Genomic DNA, 25287 nt, shown 5'->3' on the forward strand with positions numbered 1-25287 from the left:
GTTTTGAGGCATTTTTCAGGCACTTTTTCCTTCAAGCACCTCAACTCTTTTTGTCAGGTTCTGGACGCTTTCAATGACTAATCGTAAATTATCGTTCTCCAGTTTTGCAATCTGATAATACTGGTTTAAATTATCCACATTTTTTTGAATCTTGTCTATTTTGTTTTCTAAAATGGTTCGTGTCCGTTCCATTTCTTCTAAAAGCAGATTTTCCGAATCCCTGATTTTTACATCCATGGTGTTGATCATTCTGTTTTCTAATTTCTCGATTTTTGTCTCCATAGTGTTGACCATTCTGTTTTCGAGACTTTCGAGTTTCTGGTCCATTCTGTTTTCAAGATGTTCAAGTTTTTCATCCATGGTGCCGATCAATTCTGTCTTAAAACCAGAAAATTTGTCATCTAAAACTTCATTCATTAAAGATTTTAACGTCTGTATACTTTGGTTATCCAATAGGCATTCCTCCTGAAGTAATGATATGTATTGTCAGAACCTTGCCATTTCCAACTGATTTAATTATAGTCTATTTGAATGAAAAAGTGAATTGTATCTTTGATGAAAAAAAGTTTCAAAAAAATCACAAAATCTGTTGACAAAGTAAATATTCTGTTGTATACTCATACTTGCCTTTGAGATGAGGCAGTAAGCGCGAGTGGCTCAGTGGTGGAGTATCGCCTTGCCAAGGCGAGGGTCGCGGGTTCGAATCCCGTCTCGCGCTCTGGAAGAACCCGATAAATTATCGGGTTCTTTTTGTTTTCCGGGATTATAGAATATTTCGGAATATGACGTGCGTTTGGAATGCCTGTTTTCGAAAAGTACAGGCGTTTATAAAATTTGGAAAGGTGGGAAAAAAATGATCAAGCACATCGTATGTTTTAAACTGAAGGATAACAGTGACGAGAACAAAAAGGAAACAAAGGAAATTCTTATGTCCATGAAGGATAAGGTGCCAATGGTACGGGATATTCAGGTCGGTGTGGATTTCTTAAAATCGCCGCGCTCTTATGATATTATTCTTCAGGTAGAGTTGGATGACAGAGATACTCTTGATGCTTATCAGGAAGATCCATATCATGCAGGTGTTGTTAAGAAGCATATGCATGAAGTGATGGAGTCCAGCATAGCTATTGATTATGATTTAGACTAGATTGAATAGGATACGGATGAGGAAAAGCCGGGGCGGGATACTCCGGCTTATTTTACGGAGAAATTATGGATACATTTACATTATCTTTACCTGTGCTCTGCATCATCTGCTTTTTTGTTTTTTTGGCAGGCTTTGTGGATGCAGCAGCCGGAGGTGGCGGACTGATTTCTCTTCCGGCCTACCTTGCTACGGGAATACCTGCTCATATGGCTTATGGGTGCAATAAGTTTTCGAGTGCCTGTGGAACGACGTTGGCTTCCCTGCGCTTTTTAAAAAATCGGGCTATGGATGTTCAGACAGCCCTATTGGCGGCGGCGGGTTCTTTCATTGGGTCAGGTGTGGCAGCGAGAATTGTTTTGACATTGGATGACCAGTTTTTAAAACGGATTGTCATTGTTTTTCTGCCGATCGCGGCAATTGTTATTTTTCTGAATCGAGGATATGGGGAAGAAAATTGCGCAGGTTGTCTTTCAAAAAAGAGGAAGGTAGTGCTGGCACTGCTGATTGGTCTTTTTATTGGTTTCTATGATGGGATGGTAGGGCCGGGAACAGGAACTTTTGCCATCATTGCCTTTTCAATTCTGATGAAGTATGATTTAAAAACGGCATCAGGAAATGCCAAAATTCTTAATTTGGCGTCTAACTATGCGTCGCTCATTACTTATGCAGTAAACGGAAATGTTCTCTGGATGGTCGCTGTGCCAGCCGCTGCCTGTAATGTTTTGGGCAGCTATTTTGGCTCTGGCATGGCATTGAAAAGGGGGGCGGCTTTTATACGTCCGATGATTTTTTGCGTTATGTTTCTTTTATTGATTAAGATTGTATCCGATATTATTTTATGATAAAATGATAAAATGACTGAAAACCTTTGAAGGGAGATGTGAACATGAAGTTATCACAGAAGCAGATCAATCATATTACCGCATGTATTCAGATGATTCTGTGCGGTATCATGGCAGCGTTTGCATTTGAACGGGAAATTCGTATCGGATACAAAGTGACCAATAAATTAAAAAAAAGGCGAATTAAAAAAGAGAAGAGAAAGGGAACAGCAGTATGACAGATTCTTTGATTACCTGGTTTACCACTAATCTGAACGGTGTTGTATCCAAAGAGATGATTGTTTTTATTATCTCCATGGTGCCGATTTTGGAACTTCGTGGCGGTCTGGTTGCTGCCTCACTTTTGAAAATCCCGCTTTTTCAGGCCGTTGGTCTCTGCATTGCAGGTAATATTATTCCGGTACCGTTTATTTTGGCCTTTATCACGCCGATTTTTAACTGGATGAAGAAAACGCGGTGGCTCAAGCCAAAGATTGAAAAACTGGAAGCAAAATCCATGGGGAAAAGTGAACAGATTCAAAAGTATGAGTTTATTGGGTTGATGCTCTTTGTCGGAATTCCATTGCCGGGGACCGGCGCATGGACCGGTTCACTGATCGCCTCCTTGTTGGATATTAAATTTAAAAAGGCGCTTCCGGCGGTTATTCTTGGTATCTTTATGGCGACAATCATTATGTGTATCATTACTTATTTTATTCCCTGGCTGGTAACCAATGTATTTTAAAGTTTGTGAGTGCTCTGCCCGAAGGCAGAGCATTTCTGGTATTATTAGGAAGTGATAAAATGAATTATAATGATTTGATCTATAGTATTCCGGCAGCATTGCTGGCCATTGCCGGGCATGAGTTCGCCCATGGCTATGTCTCGTGGAAAATGGGGGATCCAACGCCGAAGGAGGATGGCCGGTTATCCCTGAATCCTTTTCACCATCTGGATGTGATGGGAACACTCTGCCTGATTTTGTTCCATTTCGGATGGGCCAAACCGGTGCGGATTAATTCGTGGTATTATAAAGATCGGAAAAAAGGGGTCTTTTGTACGGCATTGGCGGGACCGGCAGCAAACTTTATTATGGCCTTTATTGGACTGTTTGGTATGGGACTGATTTACAAATTTGCGGCGGGCCGCGCTGGAAACCTGCTTGTCTACCTGTTTCATCTGCTCAATTATTTTGCAGTGTTAAATATCGGTCTGGGCGTTTTTAATTTGATTCCGATTCCGCCACTGGATGGTTCTAAGGTTTATGGAATTTTAGTGCATGATGATGAAAATTATATGGAGAAACATGTCAACCGTTATGGCTATTTTGTGCTGGCTATTCTTGCAGTGACAGGTATCTTATCAATCCCGATGAGTCTGGCTCAGAACGCGGTGGTTCGCTTTATGTACGGGATCGTCCGGTTGATATTGAGATTTTAATCGGATGGAAACGGGTGCGGTGCGGAATATTTGTACCGGACGTCGCCAGCAGATATATGGGCATCTAATGTTTAAAACATCGGATGAATTGAATTAATAAGAGGACTTTTCGAGAATATTGAATAAATTTCTTTCGTGTAATATAATTGTACTTGAAAAAATACAATTTCACAAAAACGTCAGACAATATGAAGGAGGGTCATTATGGGGAAAAACAGAGAAACAGCAATGGAATATGTGGAGAAATTTCAAAAGCTTATTGATGCTTTTGATTCTGTGACATGCGCGGCATGCGATTGTATGGGAAGAGTGAATGGCATGTATCCGACCATTCGTCCGGAAAGCAAACCAGTACGTATGGCCGGATGCGCATTAACGGCTAAAACGGTGGGCGGTGATATATCGGCAGTCATTTATGCCATCGAGAATGCACAAAAAGGAGATATTATTGTTGTTGACAGCCATGGGTATTTAAATTCCGCATATTGGGGGGAAAACCTTTGTCTTTCAGCAATTAATAAAGGTGTGGCTGCAGCTATTATGGAAGGGGCTTGCAGGGATATTGAAGAAATCAGAAAACTTGAATTTCCTATCTATTCTATAGGAACATGTTGTAATGTGGGGCAGATCAGTGGTTATGGAAGTATTAAAGTACCGATATCCTGTGGGGGCGTTCAGGTGAATACATACGATGTGATTTTAATAGATGGAAACGGTATTGCAGTTGTTCCATATGATGAGCTTGAAAATGTTTATCAGAAAACAAAGCAGATGATGGAAACAGAGACAAATGTGTCTGATAAATTGAAAGCGGGAGAGACGATCGGACATCTGATCGATATTGAAAAATTGATGAAATCCACATTTAATTATCAGGAAAGAGCACTTGAGGAATAGTGTAATGAAATCTCTTGCAGAATGTATAGCTGATGACATCATGTCCATGATTATCATAGAGGGTCGTTTTCATCCGGGTGAAAAAATATTAAATGAAAGTGATTTTGCAAAAGAACTTTTTGTCAGCCGGTCCACATTCAGAGAAGCTGTAAAGATACTGTCTGAACGGGGCGTATTAATTGTCAGACATGGAAGTGGAATGTATGTCAGTAAGGATGTGCTTGAAAACAGAGAAAACAGATTTAAGAGGTATGAAAGTAAAATAGATGCCCTTGAGCTGAATGAGATACGCATGATGATTGAGCCTGAAACTGCATACTATGCGGCATTACGTGCATCAAATCATGAATTGAAGCGAATCGCTTATTATGGGCAACTTGTCGAAAATAAGATTGTGGCGGGCGTTACGGACCGGCGAACAGAAGAGATAAGGTTTCATCTTTCCATAGCGAGGGCGGCTCACAACAGTTTTATGGACCGATTGGCGCCGACCATATTCGACGCGATTGACAAGTCCAGAAATGTATTTAATCTGGAAGAAGTACGGCAGGGGACGCTTCTCGACCACAGAATGATTATACAGTATTTAAATGAAAGAAATGCGGATTTTGCGAGGACAGCTATGCGAAGCCATATGTTAAGAGGTATACAGGCTTTGAAGATGGAACGATAAAAAAGAAAAAATAGAAGTATATCGGGTTTTCTGTTATCAAATTTGCGAGAGCAGAATGCCCGGTATTTTTATTTTTTAAAAACTTCGGTTGATTAAGAACTTTTTATCGGTATAATATAATAGATGTGTACAGGGAATGATGCAAGAGAAAATATTTCTGTATATCAGAAAGAATTAGAAAGAATTAGAAAGAGGAAAAAATGGAAAAAATATTATTTGAAGCATTGGATATATCAGAAGAAATCAAGAGGGCCATCCGGGATATGGGCTTTGAGGAAGCAACGCCGGTGCAGGGGCAGAGTATCGGGCCGATGATGGCGGGGAGAGACATGGTGGCTCAGGCGCCGACCGGAACCGGTAAGACCTGTGCCTTTGGTATTCCGCTGATTGAAGGGACGGATACTTCCGCAAGAAATGTACAGGCTTTAATTTTGTGCCCAACCCGGGAACTGGTCGTACAGACCACGGATGAGCTTATGAAGCTGACGAAATATAAACAGTCGATTCGAATTGTTCCGATTTACGGCGGACAGAATATTGAACGTCAGATCATGGCTTTGAAAAGAAAACCGCAGATCATTGTGGCGACGCCGGGCCGATTGATGGATCATATGCGGCGGCATACGATTCGTCTGGAAAACCTTCAGTATATGGTTCTGGATGAAGCGGATGAAATGTTGAACATGGGATTTCGCGAAGATATTGATACGATTTTAAAATCCGTACCGGAAGAACGCCAGACGGTGTTGTTCTCGGCAACTATGTCCAGAGAAATTCTGTCGATCACCAAAAAATATCTCACTGATCCGGTCCGGGTGCAGATCACCAAGTCTCAGATTACGGTACCATCTATTCGGCAGTATTATCTGGAAGTGAGTCAGGAAAACAAAATAGATGTGCTGGCCCGCCTCATTGATATAAACAATTTTAAATTGTCCATGGTATTTTGCAATACAAAGCGCCGGGTGGATGAACTTACCCACGAGATGATCGCGCGAGGCTATCAGGCAGAGGGACTTCATGGAGATATGAAGCAGTCCCAGAGAGACCGGGTTATGGAATCTTTTAAAAACGGACGGGCAGAAATTCTCATTGCCACCGATGTGGCCGCCCGTGGGCTTGATATTGAAAATGTGGAAGCGGTCTTTAATTTTGATCTTCCGGAAGATCTGGAATACTATGTTCATCGTATCGGACGGACCGGAAGAGCCAACCGGGAGGGCGTTTCTTATTCCTTTGTCGGCCGTCGGGAGATGTACAAGCTCCGTGAAATTATGAACTATACCCGGGCAAAAATTAAATATATGAAGATACCAAAGGCAGCGGATATTGCCCAGGTCCGTACGAAACAGATGATGAAGGAAATACTGAAAATTATGGAACGGGAAAATCTGGACCGTTATGCCCGTGCTATTGAAAAGTTCATGGGAGAGGAGGAATTCCAGGATTATACGATTCTTGACGTGGCGGCGGCATTTTTAAGCCGGGAGATTCCTGCAGAAACCTTTAAAGAAATTGAGGAACGTCCAAGATTTCCTGAGGTGTTTAAAAAGAAAAAGGTCTATCCAGATCGAAGAGAACGTTCGGGAAGACGAAGACGAACGGACAGGAAAGAAGTAAAAAGGGGAAAGGGAAGACGATAAATACCCCTGTTAATTAAAAACCAAATATGGTATACTGTCTTAGAGTATAAATGAACGGGAGGATAAACCATGATTGATAAGCTGGTGGAAAAGATAAGAAGGACAGGGGCGCCGATTGAAGTCGGATTGGACCCGATGCTTGACTATGTTCCGGAATTTGTAAAGCAGAAAGCCTATGCGGAACAGGGAGAGACTTTGGAAGGGGCTGCAGAAGCCATCTGGCAGTTTAATAAAGCGATTATCGATGCCGTATATGATCTGATTCCTGCGGTAAAGCCACAGATTGCCATGTACGAACAGTTTGGTATCCCAGGGATCATGGCCTTTAAGAAAACATTAGATTATTGTCATGAGAAAGACCTGATCGTTATCGGTGATATTAAGCGGGGAGATATCGGTTCTACATCCGGAGCTTATGCCACCGGTCATTTGGGAAAGGCTCAGGTGGGAAGTCGGTCTTACTATGGCTTTAATGAAGATTTTATTACGATCAATCCCTATATGGGTACGGACAGTGTCCAGCCTTTTATCGATGTGGCTGTGCCTGAAAAAAAAGGTATGTTTATTTTAACAAAAACATCAAACCCTTCCAGCGGTGAGTTTCAGGATCGGTTGATCGATGGACGTCCTCTTTATGAATGGGTGGCTGAAAAGGTTGTTGAATGGGGAAGTCAGCATATGGGCGAGTGCGGCTATAGTTATGTGGGTGCAGTGGTCGGTGCTACCTATCCGGAGATGGGGAAAGTGCTTCGCGGTATTATGAAAAAGAACTTTATTCTTGTTCCGGGATATGGTGCTCAGGGAGCGAAGGGCTCAGACCTTGTCAATTATTTTAATGAAGATGGTCTCGGAGCGATTGTCAATTCTTCCCGCGGTATCATTGCAGCATATAAACAGCCAAAATACGAAAAATTCGGTCCGGAGGGCTTTGCAGATGCATCCCGTCAGGCTGTTCTGGATATGATTGAGGATATCCAGGTCGGTGCAGGATTGAGATAGGAGAGAGACGAAACATGCAGGAAAAAGAATGTAAGATCGTGAGAGTCATTTCTCAGAAACCATTGACATCGGATGTTTACAGCCTTTGGCTGGATGTGGGAGAGATGGCAAAGTATGTGAAAGCCGGCCAGTTTGTTTCTGTTTACAGTAAAGATGGAAGTCGCATGCTCCCGCGCCCGATCAGTATATGTGAGGTCGCAAAGGCGACAAAGGCCATTCGTCTGGTATACCGGGTGGTTGGTGAAGGTACAAAAGAATTTTCAAAACTGGTGTCAGAGGACACTGTTAAAATAATGGGTCCCCTCGGCAATGGTTATACATTGAGTGCTAAAAAAGCTATCCTTGTCGCTGGTGGAATCGGCATACCTCCAATGCTCCAGTTAGCAAAGGAATTGAAAAAAGTAGAAAAGACCATTGTCCTTGGTTACAAAGACAGTCAGACATTTCTTAAAGATGAATTGGAGAGATGGGGCAGAGTCGTTGTCGCTACGGAAGACGGCAGTGTGGGCGTGCATGGAAATGTATTGGATGCCATTCGCGAGGAAGGCATCGAGGGGGAGATTATCTACAGTTGTGGTCCGACACCGATGCTGCGTGCATTGAAAGCATATGCAGGGGAAAAGGGGATTGAAGCACAGATTTCCCTGGAAGAAAAGATGGCCTGCGGTATTGGGGCTTGTCTGGCCTGTGTTTGCCAGTCTAAGGATGTGGATGAACATTCACATGTACACAACAAACGAATCTGTAAAGACGGTCCGGTTTTTGATGCACGGGAGGTGGAACTTTGATGAATACGAAAGTAAATCTTGCCGGTGTGGAACTTAAAAACCCGGTGATGGAAGGTTCTGGGACTTTTGGCTCCGGCGCAGAATACAGGGAATTTGTTGATTTAAATAAGTTGGGGGCAGTGGTCACAAAGGGTGTAGCCAATGTGCCATGGCCTGGAAATCCGACACCGCGTATTGCAGAGACAGCCAGCGGCATGCTCAATGCCATCGGTTTGCAGAACCCGGGGATTGATGTGCTCATTCGGCGGGATATTCCATTTTTAAAGCAGTTTGATACAAAGATTGTTGTCAATGTATGTGGAAAGACGACAGAGGATTATCTGGAGGTTGTGGAACGTTTGAGCGATGAGCCGGTAGATTTATTGGAAATCAATATCTCCTGTCCGAATGTGAAGGAAGGCGGCATTGCCTTTGGTCAGAATCCGAAAGCTGTAGAGGCAATCACCAAAGCGGTGAAAAAAGTGGCAAAGCAGCCGGTCATCATGAAGTTGAGTCCGAATGTGACAGATATTACAGAGATGGCAAAGGCGGCAGAGGCCGGCGGCGCCGACGTTCTGTCATTGATCAATACATTAACAGGAATGAAGATTGATATTTACAAACAGGATTTTGCCCTCGCCAATAAAACCGGAGGACTTTCAGGACCGGCTATTAAGCCGATTGCTGTGCGTATGGTCTATCAGGTGGCCAATGCGGTAAATATTCCGATTATCGGTATGGGCGGTATACAGACCGGCGAAGATGCCATGGAATTTATTTTGGCCGGCGCTACAGCGGTAGCTGTGGGAACGGCTAATTTTAATAATCCATTTGCCACGGAGCAGGTGGCAGCCGGGATTGAATCTTATATGAGACGGATGGGTGTTGATGACATCCGTGATTTGATTGGAAAGGTAAAATGACAGTAATGGAAGCATATAAGAAATTATTGAAGGAAGAGGTTGAAGCATTTCGAAAAAGAGGGCATGAATTTCTGGACGGAACATTGACCAGAGCGGAGTTTAAAGGATTTTCCGGCGGTATGGGAAGCTATGCCCAGAAGGAGACGGGAAAGTTTATGATTCGTCTGAGGACACCGTCAGGCATTGTGTCAAGAGAACATTTTGCATTGATTTTGGATTATGCCGGGAAGTATGGTCTGGATAAAATCCATCTGACGACGCGCCAGGCTGTACAGCTTCATGATCTGAGTATTGACGATGTGTGCGACATTATGAGAGATGCCATTGACCAGGATTTGTTTACCCGGGGTGGCGGTGGAAATTTCCCTCGAAATGTATCTCTCTCACCAATGGCCGGTGTAGACCCGGAGGAAGTTTTTGATGTGACGCTTTATGCCCGTCAGGTCGGCGACTACTTTTTGCGCAATGCCACAGGATACAAGTTACCGAGAAAGTTGAAGGTGGCCTTCTCTTCAAGTGCTTCGGATACAGGCTGTGCAACAGTGAATGATATGGGATTTATCGGTGTTCTTGATGAGGGAAAACCGATGTTCCGTCTGTGGCTGGCTGGAGGAATGGGCGGTCAGCCGGCTCTGGGGATTCCTTATGATGAGTTGGTGGCACCGGAAGAAGTTCTTTATTATGTAGAGGCGATGGTCCGTCTCTTTATGGCCGAGGGTGATTACACGAACAAAGCCCGGGCAAGGGTACGTTTCATACCGCGCCGTATGGGTGTGCAAGCCTTTATGGAATGTTATAAAAAGCATCTGGAAGACGTTAAAAAAGAATGTCATTTTGACGGTATTACACCGTTGGTTTGGCGAGAAAATGTGGATTCCGAAAAAGTGGGCGATGCGGCAGCGGAGTCAGAAAACCCTCTGATTTTGCCGCAGAAACAGGAAGGTTATTTTACGGTAATACTGCATCCACTCTGTGGACAGCTTAAGTTAGAAGAGGGAAGGAAGATTCAGGAGATTCTTTCAGATATCCCGGATGCAGAGATTCGTCTGAGTATGGATGAGGAATTGTATATACGAAATCTGTCAAAGGACGAGGCAGAAAAAATGTTAAAAGTAATGGAAGACTGTATGATGCTGAGTCCAATACGGATGTCTGTGAGCTGTATTGGTACGCCGACCTGTCAGGCCGGTGTCAACCAGAGTCAGAAACTTTGTCAGGCGGTAGAGAAAGCGGTTGTCAACGCAGAACTGAATGAAGATCGTCTGCCGAAGCTCTACATCAGCGGTTGCCCGAACTGTTGCGCACGACATCCGGTCGCAGCCATGGGCTTTTCCGGACGCAAAGTTAAAGTGGACGGCGTGATGGAAGAAGCTTTTGACTGTTTTATCGGAGGACATGTCGGTATGGATACGAGCTGCTTTGGAGAAAAAGTGGGTACCATTCTGGCGTCACAGATCCCTGAAATGATTGTAGAATTGGGTCAGATGCTCACAAAAGAGAAAAAGGATTATATGGATGCGCTGACGGACGGTTCAGCCGCAGCAGTGATTCAAAAATACTGTCAGGCATAGAGGAGGAGAAAACCATGGAACAATATAAACAGGAATTTATTGAATTTATGGTCGAAAGCGATGTACTCAAATTTGGTGAGTTTACATTAAAGAGCGGAAGAAAATCTCCGTTTTTTATGAACGCAGGAGCCTATGTGACAGGCACACAGCTCCGCCGTCTTGGTGAATATTACGCCAGGGCGATTCATGATAACTACGGTCTGGATTTTGATGTGTTATTTGGACCGGCTTACAAAGGTATTCCCCTGGGAGTTGCCACAACAATGGCGATCAGTGAGTTATACGGAAAGGATATTCGTTACTGTTCCAATCGTAAAGAAGTGAAGGATCACGGGGACACAGGTATTCTGCTCGGAACAAAACTCAAAGACGGTGACCGGATCGTTATTATCGAAGATGTGACAACCTCCGGAAAATCCATCGAAGAAACTTTCCCGATCATTAAGGCTCAGGCAGATGTGGAAATTAAAGGTCTTATCGTTTCTCTGAACCGTATGGAAGTCGGTAAGGGTGGCGCGAAGAGCGCTTTGGATGAAATTAAAGATTTATATGGATTTGAGACAAGTGCGATTGTATCCATGGCAGAGGTTGTTGAATATTTGTATAATAGACCGTATAAGGGCAAGATCATTATCGATGATACTTTGAAAGAAGCAATTGATGCTTATTATGCACAGTACGGTGTCAAATAGAGGAGGATGCTCTATGGATGAAAAGCTTTATAAATCAATGGGACGTATCGGCGGCACGAATATCGCCATGGGTATTGTATCTATCATTGTTGGTGTGACGGTGGGTGTTTTATCGATCGTCTGCGGCGGCCGATTATTGAATGATAAACGGCATTTGCTTTTCTAAAAGTTGATTTTTTCAGAAAACGAAAGAAAAAGGACTTGTGAATGTCCTTTTCTTTCGTTTTAAAGTTATATAGAAGGTGTAAAATGAAGAAAATCCAATGGGGCACAGTCGTGTTCCTGATTATATATTTGATGGTTCTGGCCTATGTCTGTTTCTGGAGCGAAGGCTATGGCCGGACGGAGGTGCAGAATACATATCGTTATAATCTTGTACCATTTAAAGAGATTATGAGGTTTTATACATATAGAGAATTGGTGGGCATTGAGGCATTTTTACTGAATCTTTTTGGAAATGTGCTGGCATTCATCCCATTTGGAGTGATGGTGCCCATTGTCAGCAGAAAGAACCGGAGGTTTTTTCGGGTCCTGGGTCTGACATTTTTATTGAGTTTATTTATTGAATGTATCCAGTTGATCTTCAAGGTAGGTTCCTTCGATGTGGACGATTTGATTCTGAATACAGTGGGGGGTATCATTGGCTACATAGTGTTCTGGCTGATGAATCAGATAAGGAGGCAGTGGTTTGTCAAATAAAGTATACAGTTTTACGAAGGTTGAAAAGCGGTGGACAAAGTCGGGAGAGTACGCATTTGCCGTGGGAATTATATCTTTTGCCGTGCTGTTTTTCTTTATTGGAGTTGGCATTTATAAAAATGGCACAATGAGCGGCGCATTCTGTTTGATACCTTATGTGACGATGGTCGCCAGCATTGCAGGTGCAGTCACCACCAGAAAGAATCAGTCCAGAATTGATGTGGCAGGAAAATGTCTGTATATTGGTTACAGAGTGTGTGCAGCGTCCGCTGTATGTCATGTGGTCATTTTCCTTATAGGAATTTTGAAGGTTATTTTATAGAAATCAGGGAGTAAAAATGGAAGAAGAAACATTTTTGATGGAACGGTACAAGCTCGTCATGATGCGCGTTCGGGAAATTCCTGAAGAAATTGGAAAAAGAACGACGAAGGGATTCCCCTGGGAAGACTTTTTTTCACAGATGGCCTCCTGGATGATTGGGTTGGATAATTTCAGGGAATGGAAGTTGTCCCATGATTTTAAAGACTGGTCATTGGAAGAATGGCAGTCCTTTTATGAAGAGATGTATCGGCCACTGCGGCAGGATTATGAGATCAGCTACGCCAATCCGGACAGGACAACAGAGTCTTTTGGAAAAGCATATGGCCAGCTTTTTTCATTTTTGGCCAGTGAGATTTACCGGTCTTTTTCTCAATGGATGACGGGCCATTTGGAAGCTGTTGTCATTTTATGGGAATTGTTTGTGGAAGTTTATACAGATTTTGTCTATGGAGAAGAAGAGGGTATTCTGCCTTCTGTCGAAGCTATTGCGAAGGCTGTTTACTGGTATGTCAGTGATTACAGCGATGAGATGGTGTCCTGGCGGATTCATGAGCAGCAGGAGCCGGATTTTTCGTCCATTAAATCGATTATCATGTCGGAAGATTTAACGGACCTCAGATATTTATATCGATTTGGAGAGTACATATCTGATACCGAGCTTGGAACTGCAGAATATATGAATCGGCTCTCAGAAAAAGCCATTAATGCCATGGCGGAAACCTTTGTAGACGGGTATATCCGCGGATTTGAAATCAATCGTATATCTTTAGAAAATAAAAAATATGTGACGGTTCGAGGCAGTCTTGGCTTTGAACGAGTGTTCCGCAGCGCTGTGGAGAAATTCAGGGAGCGGGGATTGGAACCGGTCTTTTTCCCGGCGTCAACAACCATTCTCAATCGCCGTCAGGTACGTATTGGATATCAGGGAAAAAGTGTCAATCCTCAATTTGAGTTTGACCATTGTAAAGATAAGGCTCTTTATTATGATAGGGCTATGGCCAACCGGTATCTTGCGGCGCTGAAAAAAGCCTATGAAGAATGCCGGGAATGGATTTCTGTCAATGCAGGGCCCGCTTGTTTTGAGACCTTTGGCGAATTGCCATTTGCTCCGGCTGTCAAGGAGAATGCCTGCCACCTCAGTCCAAAGCAGCAAAAACTGGAGGCAGAGTTTTCTGATCTTCAGGCCGGATTGGCGGAACAGTATATGAAAAGTTCTGAAATCAGCTTTACCATCATTGCTTTTCCGACACCGGATATTGGACGGGATTACGAAGCGGTCTTTGATGAAATTGTCAAAGTGAATACACTGGATAATAATGTCTACCGGGAGATTCAGCAGAAGCTCATTGACGTTTTGGACAAAGGGGAATATGTTTATGTCCGTGGAAAATATCCTAACAGAACTGTGATGAAGGTACGGCTTCACCCATTGAAACATCCGGATAAGGAGACGAATTTTGAAAATTGCTGTGCCGATGTCAATATTCCTCTTGGTGAAGTGTTTACCAGTCCGATGCTGACGGGTACAGAAGGACTGCTCCATGCCACCAGTGTCTATTTAAACGGAATTTATTTTAAAGACCTGATGCTGCGTTTTGCTGATGGCCGGATTGTGAGCTTCGACTGTGGCAATTCAGAAAACAGGGACAGCAATCGACGTCTGATCAAAGACTATCTTTTGGGCGGGCGGGATAGTCTGCCCCTCGGAGAGTTTGCCATCGGGACGAATACGACGGCTTATGCGGCAGCGAGAAAATATGGGATTACCGAGCGGCTGCCGATACTGATCGTGGAAAAAATGGGGCCTCATTTTGCGATTGGGGATACCTGTTATTCCCGAGCGGAGGATCATGCGGTGTTTAATCCGGACGGTAAAGAAATTATTGCCAGGGAAAATGAAATTTCAGCCCGACGAAATGAAGAAGGTTTTCAGGCCTATTTTAACTGCCATACGGACATTACGATTCCATACGATGAAATTGAAGAGATTCTGGTGATTGATAAAGATGAAAATATGTTTCCAATTCTACGGGACGGTCGTTTCATTTTGGAGGGAACGGAGGACTTAAACATGCCGCTTAACATTCATTAATGAACATTAATAAGCGCCTTTAATAAGTCGAAAAAAAAGGCCCTGTTTCGGGCCTTTTTTTGGTGGACGGCTATTGACGGATAAAAAATGGACAGGTACAATGAAAATAGTTTAGTGCGCCAGGACGTACTTGAATATGACAAAGAGAGGCTTTAGCGTATGTATCGAATAGGAATTATTGGCGGCGGCCAGCTTGGAAAGATGATGATTTTGGACGCAAAACGTCTGGATACTTATTTTGTGATTCTGGATCCGACACCAAAGTGTCCGGCAGACAGTATTGCGGATGAGCACATTGTGGCAGAATTTGACGATGTTCGGGCCTTCCATGAACTGGCTGAAAAAGTCGATGTGGTGACTTATGAATTTGAACATATTAATGCGGAAGCGTTGCAGGAGCTTGAGGCGGAAGGGCATAAGGTCTATCCGTCCAGCGAGACACTGCTTCACATTCAGAACAAATATCATCAGAAGGAATGGCTGAAAAAACATGGACTTCCGGTACCGGATTTTAAGAAAGTGGAAACGCCGGAAGATATCCGGGAGGCTGGAAAAGTATTTGGTTATCCGATGATGTTAAAGACCTGTACCGGCGGTTATGACGGTAAAGGCAATGCACCGGTGAACACAGAAGCCGACGTGGAAAGCGCGTTTGGAGCTTTAGGAGCAGGCAGCCTGCCGCTCATGGTAGAGGCCTTCTGTCCGTTTATAAAGGAAGTGTCCGTACTTGTCTGCCGCAGTGTAAACGGCGATGTAAAGGTATTCCCGGTGGCGGAAAATGTACACAAAGACAGCATTTTGGATGAGACGACTGTTCCGGCGGATATCAGTGATGAATGTACAAAAAAAGCAATGGATATTGCCAGAGAGGCGGTCCATGTTTTTAATGCCTGTGGTATGCTGTGTATCGAATTATTTGTCACTGGAGACGGTCAGGTCCTCGTCAATGAATTGGCACCGAGACCGCATAACTCAGGACATTATACGATTGAAGGCTGTGTGACTTCTCAGTATGAGAATCATATCCGTGGAATCCTCGGCCTGCCCTTGGGAAGTACAGAACTTCTCCGGCCGACAGTCATGAAAAATATTATCGGTCAGTATCCGGTGGACAAAGCAGAGGTCAAAGGACTGGATGAGGCTTATGCCATTGGGGAAGTGAAGGTACATATTTATGGCAAAGAAAAAGTATCTAAAGGCCGGAAGATGGGACATATTACAGTGACAGCGCCGACAGTGGAAGAAGCGCTTTCGAAAGCCCGTCTGGCCCATTCAAAAATATCATTTTAGAATCAGGAGGAAAGTACCATGGACGTAAAAGTTGGAATTATTATGGGAAGCGATTCAGATTTACTAGTCATGTCGAAAGCGGCAGAAATATTGGATGAACTGAAGGTAGCTTATGAGCTGACGATCGTATCGGCCCATCGGACACCGGATCGTTTATGTGAATATGCAAAAACAGCGGAAGAAAGAGGCATTAAAGTAATCATTGCCGGAGCCGGCGGCGCCGCTCATCTCCCGGGAATGACGGCAGCGATGACAGTTCTTCCGGTCATCGGTGTACCGGTACAGACAAAAGCTCTCGGCGGTGTGGATTCGCTGTACTCCATTGTTCAGATGCCTCCGGGAATCCCGGTAGCAACCGTGGCCATCAACGGCGCTCAGAACGCGGGGCTGCTGGCAGCAAAGATTCTGGCGACAACCGATGGCGAACTTTCCAAACGCTTAAAAGATTACGCCGAGGGTCTGAATCAGACCGTTTTAAAAAAAGCAGAAAAATTAGAAGGCGTTAAATATGAAGAATATTTGAAGCAGATGTAATAGGAGGGGGTTTTATGAGTCGCAGCGGATTATTTGCCATGTACAACAATAACACCGATGCTTTCAGTACCGCAGCGTCGATTTATTATGGACTCTTTTCCATGCAGCATCGAGGAATGGATGCGACGGGTATATGTATCAATCAGAACGGTCAGTTTAAATATAAAAAAGAGGATGGTATGGTCATTGATGTTTTCGATGAAAATCTTCTCAGCCGTATGGAGGGCCATGCCGGGATTGGTCATGTGCTTCATTCAAACCGAAGTGATGTTCGGGAGTATGCACAGCCAATTGTTATCCGTTATACCAGCGGTCAGATGGCCGTAGCCTTAAACGGCGGCCTGGTAAATACGGAGGAACTTAGGAAAGAGCTGGAACTTCAGGGGGCTGTTTTTCAGACCTCGGATGATGCGGAAATCATCTCTGTTCTCATTTCCAGAGCACGAAATCGTTTTGAAACCATTGAGGAAGCTATTGCGGATATAATGCCGAAGCTTCGCGGGGCTTACGCTCTGCTCGTGATGACACCGAGAAAGATTATCGGAGTGAGGGATTCACTGGGCATGAAACCTCTGATTCTTGGGAAAAAGAGAAATTCTCTTTACTTTTCCTCGGAAACATGTATTTACAATGAGCTGGATGTGGAAGTTATCCGGGAAGTGATGCCGGGTGAGATTGTGACGATTAATCAGGATGGTATTAAATCATTCCAGCAGATTCATGAAGAAAAGCGAGCTTTATGTGCCTATGAATATATCTATCACTCAAGACCGGATAGTGTATTGAATGGTATTGAGGTTTTTGAGGCCAGAGAGGATATGGGGAGAATTCTTGCGGAAGAGGCTCCGGCAGATGCGGATGTCATTGTCTGGGTGCCAAATTCCGGACTTGCAGCAGCGTCCGGTTATGCAAAGGCATTAAATCTTCCGCTGGAAGATGCTTTCCTGAAAAATAAATTTTACTGTAATAAATTTGTTCAGCCGACTGAGGATATGGTCCGTCGGGGAGTGACGATGAAACTGGCAGTTATTAAAAGTCGTGTCTGTGGCAAGCGGGTCGTTGTAGTGGATGATTCGATGGTTCGTGGAACGACCGGACGGCTTTTGGTCGATCTTCTGCGGGATGCGGGAGCAAAGGAGGTTCATATGCGAATCGCAGCGCCGGAGGTTAAAAATGAATGCTATTTCGGCGGCAATGATCTGGACCGGACTTCTTTGATCTCAAGTCATAAAACAACAAAAGAGATTCAGGATATGATCGGAGCAGATTCACTGGCCTTTTTGTCAGTCAAAGGATTGAAAGAAGCCTGCAAAGGCACAGAAAACACATTATGTATGGCATGTTTTACCGGTGAATATCCGGTGAAGTAAATAGGAGGATGAATTATGGACTATAAGAATGCAGGAGTAGATATTGAAGCGGGATATGAATCCGTGAAGTTGATGAAAAAATTTGTGCAGAAGACAATGCGGCCGGAAGTACTGACAGATATTGGTGGTTTTTCCGGAGCTTTTGGCCTGGAGAAATTTAAAAATATGGAAGAGCCAACGCTGGTTTCCGGTACGGACGGTGTCGGAACGAAATTGAAACTGGCTTTTATCATGGGAAAACATGATACGATCGGTATCGACTGTGTGGCTATGTGTGTGAATGATATTGCCTGTGCCGGTGGTGAGCCGTTGTTTTTCCTGGATTATATTGCCTGCGGTAAAAACTATCCGGAAAAAATCGCAACGATTGTCAGTGGTGTGGCCGAAGGCTGTGTTCAGTCCGAAGCGGCATTGATTGGCGGCGAAACGGCAGAAATGCCGGGCTTTTATCCGGAAGATGAGTACGATCTGGCCGGATTTGCTGTAGGTATTGTTGATAAAAAGGATTTGATCACAGGAAAGGAATTAAAGGGCGGCGAGACCCTGATCGGTATCGCATCCTCCGGTGTTCACAGCAACGGTTTTTCTCTTGTACGTAAAATTTTTGAAATGACAGAAGAGTCATTAAATACATATTATGACTGCCTTGGAAAAACCCTTGGCGAAGCCCTTCTTGCTCCGACAAAAATTTATGTCAAAGCATTAAAGAACCTGAAAAAGGGCGGTGTGAAAGTAAAGGCCTGCAGCCATATTACCGGCGGCGGTTTTTATGAAAATATTCCAAGAATGCTTCCGGAAGGTGTACGCGCTGTGGTCCATAAAGATTCCTATGAAGTTCCGGCTATTTTTAAGCTGATGGCTGAGAAGGGTGATGTGGAAGAAAAAGTCATGTATAATACTTACAATATGGGTATCGGTATGGTTATTGCAGTGAATCCGTCAGATAAGGATAGAGCTCTGGCCCTGCTTGAAGAAGCAGGTGAAACAGCTTATGTGATCGGTGAAACTGTGGAAGGCGAAACAGGTGTGACATTATGCTGAGAGTTGCGGTGCTTGTATCCGGAGGAGGAACAAATCTTCAGGCGATCATTGACCGTATCGAGGACGGAACGATAAAAAATACGGAAATCGTTATGGTCATTTCCAATAATAAAAATGCAAAAGCTCTTCAGAGAGCTGAGAAACATCATATTCCTTCCATGTGCATATCACCGAAGGATTTTGAAAGCAGAGCAGTATTTAATCAGACCCTTTTAAAAACTCTGATGGATTTAAATGTAGATTTGATTGTTCTGGCTGGATTTATGGTGGTCATTCCACCGGAGATGATACAGAATTTCAGAAATCGGATCATCAATGTTCATCCATCCCTGATACCTTCCTTTTGTGGTACGGGCTATTATGGGCTGCGTGTTCATGAAGCGGCGCTGGCCAGAGGTGTTAAGGTCAGCGGGGCCACAGTGCATTTTGTTGACGAGGGAACGGATACGGGACCGATCATTCTGCAGAAAGCTGTGGAAATAAAAACCGGAGACACACCGGAAATTTTACAGCGCCGGATTATGGAACAGGCGGAATGGCAGATTATGCCGAAAGCAATTGATTTAATTGCAGCGGGTAAAGTGAAGGTCGAGGATGGCCGTGTCATCATAGAGGAGGAAACAGCATGAAAGTTCTGATTGTAGGAAGCGGCGGAAGAGAACATGCCATTGCATGGAAAGTGGCTCAGAGTGAGCGTGTAGATAAGATTTATTGTGCGCCGGGCAATGCGGGTATTGAAGAATATGCGGAATGTGTCAATATCGGTGCCATGGAATTTGATAAATTGACAGAGTTTGCCGTGGCGGAAGGCATTGACCTGACGGTTGTCGGTATGGATGATCCTTTGGTCGGCGGTATCGTCAATGCTTTTGAAGAGAAAGGGCTGCGGGTATTCGGACCAAGACAGCTTGCGGCAATGATCGAAGGCTCCAAAGCATTTTCAAAGGATTTAATGAAAAAATATCATATCCCCACAGCGGCTTATGAGAATTTTGATGATCCGCAGAAAGCGCTGGAATATCTGGAAACCGCAAAAATGCCGATTGTTCTGAAAGCAGATGGTCTGGCCCTGGGTAAAGGTGTTTTGATCTGTAATACATTAGAAGAAGCTAAAGATGGTGTAAAGACCATTATGGAAGATAAACAGTTTGGTTCAGCCGGAAATCGTATGGTTATCGAAGAGTTTATGACCGGCCGGGAAGTTTCTGTACTTTGCTTCTGCGATGGAACGCATGTGGTTCCGATGACTTCTGCTCAGGACCATAAACGGGCAGAAGACGGTGATCAGGGATTGAACACCGGCGGTATGGGAACTTTCTCTCCAAGTCCATTCTACACACCGGAAATAGCAGCTTTTTGTGAAGAAAATATTTATAAGCCAACGATGGCAGCCATGAAAGCTGAAGGCCGGGATTTTGTCGGAATTCTTTTCGTCGGACTGATGCTGACAGAGGATGGTCCTAAAGTACTTGAATACAATGCTCGTTTTGGCGATCCGGAAGCTCAGGTTGTACTTCCTCGGATGAAGACGGATATTATCGATGTTTTTGAGGCTTGTATTGACGGCAGGCTGGATGAGATACAGCTGGAATTTGAAGATAATGCGGCGGTCTGTGTCGTGCTGGCTTCTGCTGGATATCCGGTCAAATATGATAAAGGCTTTGTCATCGATGGGTTGGATACATTTAAGGAACATGATGGCTACTACTGCTTTCATGCAGGAACAAAACGCACAGAGGCAGGCATCGTTACAAACGGCGGCCGTGTTCTCGGCGTGACGGCAAAGGGCAGTGACTTGAAAGAAGCCCGGGCAAATGCTTATAAAGCGACCGAATGGGTACGTTTTGACAATAAATACATGCGCCATGATATTGGAAAGGCTATTGATGAAGCATAAAACTTCATGTATAATGAACAGAAGAAAAAGAGTCGGTAATGAACTTATCGACTTTTTTTTAAATTAAAATCCGGATCTGTACGGAAGAGGAGGAGGGCTTATGAAAGCGCTTTTTGATAAAATTAAATTATTTGTACTGGATATGGACGGTACATTCTATCTTGGGGAAAATCTGATTGACGGCGCCCTGGAATTTATAGAGCGAGTCCGTGAAACCGGAAGAAAATTTGTATTCTTTACAAATAATTCGTCAAAAAACGGAGCAATGTATGTGGAAAAATTAAACCGTATGGGCTGTCGGGTAACCTGTGAGGACATTATGACGTCGGGGGATGTCACGGTCGAGTATCTGAAAACAAATTATCCGGGAAAAAAAGTTTATCTGGCCGGCACGCCGGCCCTGGAAGAAGTGTTTCGGGAAGCAGGAATTTGTTTGACGAAAGATATGCCGGATGTGGTAGTCGTTGGATTTGATATGACTCTGACCTATGAAAAACTGGAAAGAGTATGCACTTATATCCGTCAGGGAGCTGTTTTCCTTGCTACTCACAAAGATATTAACTGTCCGACTGAAAATGGTTTTATACCGGACTGTGGAGCTATGTGTGCGGCTATTACACTTTCTACAGGAGTGGAGCCAAGATATTTGGGAAAACCCTGCGGCGAAACGGTGGATATGGTTTTAGCCAGGACCGGACATAAAAAAGAGGAAATTGCATTTGTCGGCGACAGACTGTATACGGATGTGGCCACAGGGGTCAATAATGGAGCGGCAGGACTTCTGGTCCTCAGTGGAGAGACAAAAGCCGAGGATATCGAAAAATCAGATGTGAAACCGGATGGTGTTTTTGATTCACTGAAGTCAATGATTGATTATCTATAAGCATTGACATCACAAACAACTTGTTATATTATATATATAACAAGTGTAACGATTCAAAAGATAGAATTCGGGTGATAGTATGATAATTAAAATTGATTTTAACAGTGATGAAGCGATATATATTCAGCTTCGCAATCAGATTGTCATGGGAATTGCTACGTCTCAGTTGACTGTGGGAGATTCCCTGCCTTCCGTACGCCAGCTGGCAGACCATATAGGAATTAATATGCATACGGTGAACAAAGCTTATTCAGTTTTAAGGCAGGAAGGATATATTAAGCTGGATCGCCGGAAAGGCGCAGTCATTGCAATCGACTACGATCAGGTGTTGGCATCTCAGCAGATCATGAATATGCTTCAGCCGGTTCTGGCTGAGGCCATGTGTAAAAACGTCGGCAGAGAAGAAGTACATGAGATGGTGGATGCAATTTATGATGCTTTTATGCATCCGGACAAAGACGACTATGATGAGATATAATACGGAACTTTCCTCAGGGAAAGTTTCACAGAGATAGACAAACAGGAGGTTGATTATGCAGTATCGTTTGACAAGACAGGCGGAAAGGGCAGTAGAGTATGCCAGAGATATAGCGGAAGAGCTTCATCACACCTATGTCGGAACCGAACATCTGATGTTAGGACTGATTCGTGCGGTGGATGGTCTTGCGTCGAAGGTTCTGTTGCAGAACGATGTTACGGAAGAACAGATGTTGCGTTTGATTCAGCAGCTGATCAATGATGGCAATATGATGTCCGGAGAAGTGGCGGATTATACGCCGAGAGCCCGTCGGGTACTGGAGTGCAGCAGCCGGGAGGCAGCACGGCTCAATCAGACACAGATAGGGACAGAACATCTGTTGATTGCTTTATTAAAAGAGAAGGACTGTATTGCGCTGCGCCTTTTAAATACACTTGGAGTGAGTATTCAGAAGATTTATTCCGAATTGCTGGCGGCTATGGGCATGAATACGGCGATGGCAAAGGAATATATGGCTGGAAAGAACAATGGTTCTAAGGAGAAAAACTCGGCGTTGGAGAGCTATAGTATGGATTTGACCCGCATGGCAAAAGAAGGAAAACTGGATCCAGTGATCGGAAGAGATGCAGAGATCCGGCGGGTGGTCCAGATTCTGAGTCGGCGAACGAAAAATAATCCGTGTCTGATCGGAGAACCGGGTGTCGGAAAAACAGCAGTGGTCGAGGGATTGGCTGCAAGGATTGCAGAGGGAAGTGTGCCGGATACGATAAAAGATAAACGTCTGATGACACTGGACCTGTCTGCTATGGTGGCCGGTTCTAAATACAGGGGAGAATTTGAGGAGCGAATCAAGCATCTGATTGCCGAAGTTAAGAATGATGGTCAGGTGTTGCTTTTTATCGATGAAATTCATACGATCATTGGTGCCGGCGGTGCAGAGGGCGCGTTGGATGCTTCAAATATATTAAAACCATCCCTGGCCAGAGGTGAGATTCAGGTTATTGGTGCCACAACCATTGAAGAATATCGTAAGTATATCGAAAAGGATGCGGCATTAGAACGTCGTTTCCAGCCAGTAATGACCAATGAGCCGAGTGAGGAAGAAAGTGTAGCTATTTTACGGGGACTCCGTCCGGCCTATGAGGCGCATCATCAGGTTTCAATTTCGGATGAAGCTGTCGAGGCGGCGGTGAAAATGTCTGTGCGTTATATTAATGATCGTTTTTTGCCGGATAAAGCCATCGATTTGATCGATGAAGCTTCTGCAAAGGTGAAGTTATCATCAATGAGCCTGAGCGGTGAGCTTCAAAACCTGACGAAACAGATGGAAACTCTGGACGAAGCGAAGGAGGCGGCGATTATTTCCGGTGACCTGAATCGAGCTTCGGAGATTGGAAAGGAACAGAGACTTCTTTCAGCGGAAATCGCATCCATGCAGCGAAGTGTGGAACGGCGCAATAAGAAAAAGATTGTTGTACAGGAAAGGGATATTGCCGATGTGGTATCCAGTTGGACGAAGATTCCGGTAAAGCGGCTGGAAGAAAAGGAATCGGAACGGTTGATGCGAATGGAGGCTACGCTCCATCGACGGGTCGTCGGACAGGATGAAGCAGTGACGGCCGTGTCGAGAGCCATTCGGCGAGGACGTGTGGGTTTAAAAGATCCGAAACGTCCGATAGGTTCTTTTCTGTTCCTGGGACCGACAGGGGTCGGCAAAACAGAGTTATCCAAGGCGTTGGCCGAGGCAATGTTTGGCTCTGAGAATAATATTATCCGGATGGATATGTCCGAATATATGGAGAAGCATAGCGTATCTAAGCTGATCGGTTCTCCTCCGGGATATGTGGGCTATGATGAAGGCGGCCAGCTCAGCGAGAAGGTGCGCCGAAATCCATATTCGATTTTGCTTTTTGATGAGATTGAAAAGGCGCATCCGGATGTGTTCAATATTCTGCTTCAGGTGCTTGATGACGGGCATATTACCGATTCTCAGGGACGGCGGGTGGATTTTAAAAACACGGTGATTATTATGACTTCAAACGCAGGAGCATCCAGTATCATTGCACCGAAAAAATTAGGATTTTTATCGGGAGATGATGAAAAAGCCGATTATAACCGGATGAAGTCGGCTGTTATGGAAGAAGTAAAGCATATATTTAAACCGGAATTTTTAAACCGAATTGATGATATTATCGTTTTCCACTCTTTGACTCAGGATCATATCCGAAAGATCGTGAGCATTATGATGAATGAAATTTCTGAGAGAGCGTTGGAACAGATGGGAATCGGGCTTCATGCATCCGAAGGTGTTCTCCGTATGCTGTCTGAAGCCGGATTTGACCCGGTGTATGGGGCCAGACCGCTGAGACGGGCAATTCAGAATAAGGTGGAAGACCTTTTGGCAGAGGAGATTCTCAGAGGCAAGATACAGCGGGGAGATGAGGTGCGTCTGACCTTGAATGGAAAAGAAATTAAAATTTCTATAAACTCGCCGAATGCTCTGGCGTAAATAAAAAAAATAAGATATAATGAGCATAGTTGATAAGATTTTTCGGTCTTGTCAAGGATGTAAAGACATACTGTTAGATAAAGCAGTGTTCTAATTTAGGAGGATAAAATACCATGGCAGTAATTAGTGAATTGATTCGTTCAGAATCTGATGGAACATTAAGTTTTGGTGATTATACTTTAGAACAAAAATCCAAGTTGTCTGGATTTGAGTTTCAGGGAGATAGCTATAAAGTAAAAACCTTTAAGGAGATTACGAAACTTGAGAAGAATGAATCTTTTATCTATGAATCTGTACCAGGAACTACCGTACATCATATGAAAGTGACAGATCAGATGATTGAATTTCAGGTTGAGGGTGAGGAACAGGCGCAGGTTACTCTGGAACTGGAAGCAGAGAGCGAATATGAAGTGATGATTGACGGTTTTCATATGGGTACAATGAAAACAAATCTTGGCGGCAAGCTGGTCATCAGTGTGGAGTTTACTGGTAAACCTGAAAGTGTTGTTGTAAAGAAAATGTAACCGAAGATGTAATTGGGCTGTTGCGATGGTGACAGCCCATTTTTTTTAGTATTGATTTAAATGTGCAGTAAGAAA

General features: G+C 44.1%; 28 protein-coding genes and 1 tRNA gene. 28 read left to right on the forward strand and 1 reads right to left on the reverse strand.

The genetic code is table 11. The features are described from left to right. Window positions 1-15: 15 nt before the first annotated feature. Entirely contained in the window at window positions 16-453 is a 438-nt protein-coding gene (locus tag EV212_RS11140) for a hypothetical protein (RefSeq protein WP_132093250.1), read from the reverse strand. A gap of 193 nt (window positions 454-646) precedes the next feature. On the opposite strand from EV212_RS11140, the gene EV212_RS11145 reads away from it, so the two are divergent. From EV212_RS11145 to EV212_RS11270, 28 genes are all read left to right on the forward strand, one after another. Then, window positions 647-718 (forward strand) — tRNA-Gly (locus EV212_RS11145). Window positions 719-853: 135 nt separating this feature from the next. After that, window positions 854-1147, forward strand: a complete 294-nt coding sequence (locus EV212_RS11150) for a Dabb family protein (RefSeq protein ID WP_132093253.1) — start codon at window positions 854-856, stop codon at window positions 1145-1147. 65 nt (window positions 1148-1212) lie between these two features. Beyond that, on the forward strand, window positions 1213-1989 hold the full coding sequence (locus tag EV212_RS11155) for a TSUP family transporter (protein WP_132093257.1): 777 nt from the start codon (window positions 1213-1215) through the stop codon (window positions 1987-1989). Window positions 1990-2033: 44 nt separating this feature from the next. After that, window positions 2034-2207, forward strand: coding sequence for a hypothetical protein (locus EV212_RS13490; RefSeq protein WP_165873363.1), 174 nt, complete (start codon window positions 2034-2036; stop codon window positions 2205-2207). Then, a complete protein-coding gene (locus EV212_RS11160) occupies window positions 2204-2713 on the forward strand; it encodes a COG2426 family protein (RefSeq protein ID WP_132093260.1) in 510 nt (169 codons plus the stop codon). The genes EV212_RS13490 and EV212_RS11160 overlap by 4 nt, the downstream gene beginning before the upstream one ends. A gap of 59 nt (window positions 2714-2772) precedes the next feature. Then, the gene (locus EV212_RS11165; protein ID WP_132093263.1) at window positions 2773-3408 is read left to right on the forward strand and encodes a site-2 protease family protein; all 636 of its coding nucleotides are present in this window, start codon (window positions 2773-2775) and stop codon (window positions 3406-3408) included. Window positions 3409-3612: 204 nt separating this feature from the next. Next, window positions 3613-4305, forward strand: coding sequence for an RraA family protein (locus EV212_RS11170; RefSeq protein ID WP_132093265.1), 693 nt, complete (start codon window positions 3613-3615; stop codon window positions 4303-4305). Window positions 4306-4309: 4 nt separating this feature from the next. Further along, window positions 4310-4978: a FadR/GntR family transcriptional regulator gene (locus tag EV212_RS11175; RefSeq protein ID WP_132093268.1), complete on the forward strand. Its 669-nt coding sequence runs from the start codon at window positions 4310-4312 to the stop codon at window positions 4976-4978. A gap of 200 nt (window positions 4979-5178) precedes the next feature. Beyond that, window positions 5179-6621, forward strand: coding sequence for a DEAD/DEAH box helicase (locus EV212_RS11180; protein ID WP_132093271.1), 1443 nt, complete (start codon window positions 5179-5181; stop codon window positions 6619-6621). A gap of 69 nt (window positions 6622-6690) precedes the next feature. Then, entirely contained in the window at window positions 6691-7620 is a 930-nt protein-coding gene (gene pyrF, locus EV212_RS11185; protein WP_132093274.1) for an orotidine-5'-phosphate decarboxylase, read from the forward strand. Window positions 7621-7634: 14 nt separating this feature from the next. Beyond that, the gene (locus EV212_RS11190) at window positions 7635-8408 is read left to right on the forward strand and encodes a dihydroorotate dehydrogenase electron transfer subunit (RefSeq protein WP_132093277.1); all 774 of its coding nucleotides are present in this window, start codon (window positions 7635-7637) and stop codon (window positions 8406-8408) included. Continuing rightward, on the forward strand, window positions 8408-9310 hold the full coding sequence (locus EV212_RS11195) for a dihydroorotate dehydrogenase (RefSeq protein ID WP_132093280.1): 903 nt from the start codon (window positions 8408-8410) through the stop codon (window positions 9308-9310). The genes EV212_RS11190 and EV212_RS11195 overlap by 1 nt, the downstream gene beginning before the upstream one ends. A gap of 5 nt (window positions 9311-9315) precedes the next feature. Beyond that, the gene (locus tag EV212_RS11200; RefSeq protein WP_132093366.1) at window positions 9316-10881 is read left to right on the forward strand and encodes a nitrite/sulfite reductase; all 1566 of its coding nucleotides are present in this window, start codon (window positions 9316-9318) and stop codon (window positions 10879-10881) included. A gap of 14 nt (window positions 10882-10895) precedes the next feature. Continuing rightward, window positions 10896-11573: an orotate phosphoribosyltransferase gene (gene pyrE / locus EV212_RS11205; protein WP_132093283.1), complete on the forward strand. Its 678-nt coding sequence runs from the start codon at window positions 10896-10898 to the stop codon at window positions 11571-11573. A 13-nt stretch (window positions 11574-11586) separates the two neighbouring features. Further along, on the forward strand, window positions 11587-11739 hold the full coding sequence (locus tag EV212_RS13495; protein WP_165873364.1) for a hypothetical protein: 153 nt from the start codon (window positions 11587-11589) through the stop codon (window positions 11737-11739). A gap of 83 nt (window positions 11740-11822) precedes the next feature. Continuing rightward, on the forward strand, window positions 11823-12272 hold the full coding sequence (locus EV212_RS11210) for a VanZ family protein (protein ID WP_207669102.1): 450 nt from the start codon (window positions 11823-11825) through the stop codon (window positions 12270-12272). Beyond that, a complete protein-coding gene (locus tag EV212_RS11215; protein WP_132093290.1) occupies window positions 12262-12594 on the forward strand; it encodes a hypothetical protein in 333 nt (110 codons plus the stop codon). Before EV212_RS11210 ends, EV212_RS11215 begins: the two co-directional genes overlap by 11 nt. 16 nt (window positions 12595-12610) lie before the next feature. Beyond that, window positions 12611-14686, forward strand: coding sequence for an aminopeptidase (locus EV212_RS11220; protein WP_132093293.1), 2076 nt, complete (start codon window positions 12611-12613; stop codon window positions 14684-14686). A gap of 159 nt (window positions 14687-14845) precedes the next feature. Next, window positions 14846-15976: a 5-(carboxyamino)imidazole ribonucleotide synthase gene (locus EV212_RS11225; RefSeq protein WP_132093296.1), complete on the forward strand. Its 1131-nt coding sequence runs from the start codon at window positions 14846-14848 to the stop codon at window positions 15974-15976. Window positions 15977-15994: 18 nt separating this feature from the next. Continuing rightward, on the forward strand, window positions 15995-16510 hold the full coding sequence (purE, locus tag EV212_RS11230) for a 5-(carboxyamino)imidazole ribonucleotide mutase (protein WP_132093299.1): 516 nt from the start codon (window positions 15995-15997) through the stop codon (window positions 16508-16510). A 14-nt stretch (window positions 16511-16524) separates the two neighbouring features. Beyond that, window positions 16525-17880 (forward strand): amidophosphoribosyltransferase, encoded by a 1356-nt coding sequence (gene purF, locus EV212_RS11235; RefSeq protein WP_132093302.1) that lies wholly within the window; start codon window positions 16525-16527, stop codon window positions 17878-17880. A gap of 15 nt (window positions 17881-17895) precedes the next feature. Next, window positions 17896-18921, forward strand: a complete 1026-nt coding sequence (gene purM / locus EV212_RS11240; protein WP_132093305.1) for a phosphoribosylformylglycinamidine cyclo-ligase — start codon at window positions 17896-17898, stop codon at window positions 18919-18921. Beyond that, window positions 18915-19550 carry a phosphoribosylglycinamide formyltransferase gene (purN, locus tag EV212_RS11245; RefSeq protein ID WP_132093308.1) on the forward strand — a complete coding sequence of 212 codons (636 nt, stop codon included), beginning with the start codon at window positions 18915-18917 and terminating at the stop codon, window positions 19548-19550. The genes purM and purN overlap by 7 nt, the downstream gene beginning before the upstream one ends. After that, window positions 19547-20818 (forward strand): phosphoribosylamine--glycine ligase, encoded by a 1272-nt coding sequence (gene purD, locus EV212_RS11250; RefSeq protein ID WP_132093311.1) that lies wholly within the window; start codon window positions 19547-19549, stop codon window positions 20816-20818. The genes purN and purD overlap by 4 nt, the downstream gene beginning before the upstream one ends. 100 nt (window positions 20819-20918) lie before the next feature. Continuing rightward, window positions 20919-21701 carry an HAD-IIA family hydrolase gene (locus EV212_RS11255; RefSeq protein WP_132093314.1) on the forward strand — a complete coding sequence of 261 codons (783 nt, stop codon included), beginning with the start codon at window positions 20919-20921 and terminating at the stop codon, window positions 21699-21701. A 79-nt stretch (window positions 21702-21780) separates the two neighbouring features. Beyond that, on the forward strand, window positions 21781-22179 hold the full coding sequence (locus EV212_RS11260; protein WP_132093317.1) for a GntR family transcriptional regulator: 399 nt from the start codon (window positions 21781-21783) through the stop codon (window positions 22177-22179). A 55-nt stretch (window positions 22180-22234) separates the two neighbouring features. Continuing rightward, the gene (locus EV212_RS11265; RefSeq protein WP_132093320.1) at window positions 22235-24688 is read left to right on the forward strand and encodes an ATP-dependent Clp protease ATP-binding subunit; all 2454 of its coding nucleotides are present in this window, start codon (window positions 22235-22237) and stop codon (window positions 24686-24688) included. 113 nt (window positions 24689-24801) lie between these two features. Further along, complete coding sequence (locus EV212_RS11270; protein WP_132093323.1) at window positions 24802-25212, forward strand: endosialidase; 411 nt, start codon at window positions 24802-24804, stop codon at window positions 25210-25212. Window positions 25213-25287 lie beyond the last annotated feature (75 nt).

This window comes from Frisingicoccus caecimuris (assembly GCF_004340975.1).
In the GTDB taxonomy this organism is placed as follows: domain Bacteria; phylum Bacillota; class Clostridia; order Lachnospirales; family Lachnospiraceae; genus Frisingicoccus; species Frisingicoccus caecimuris.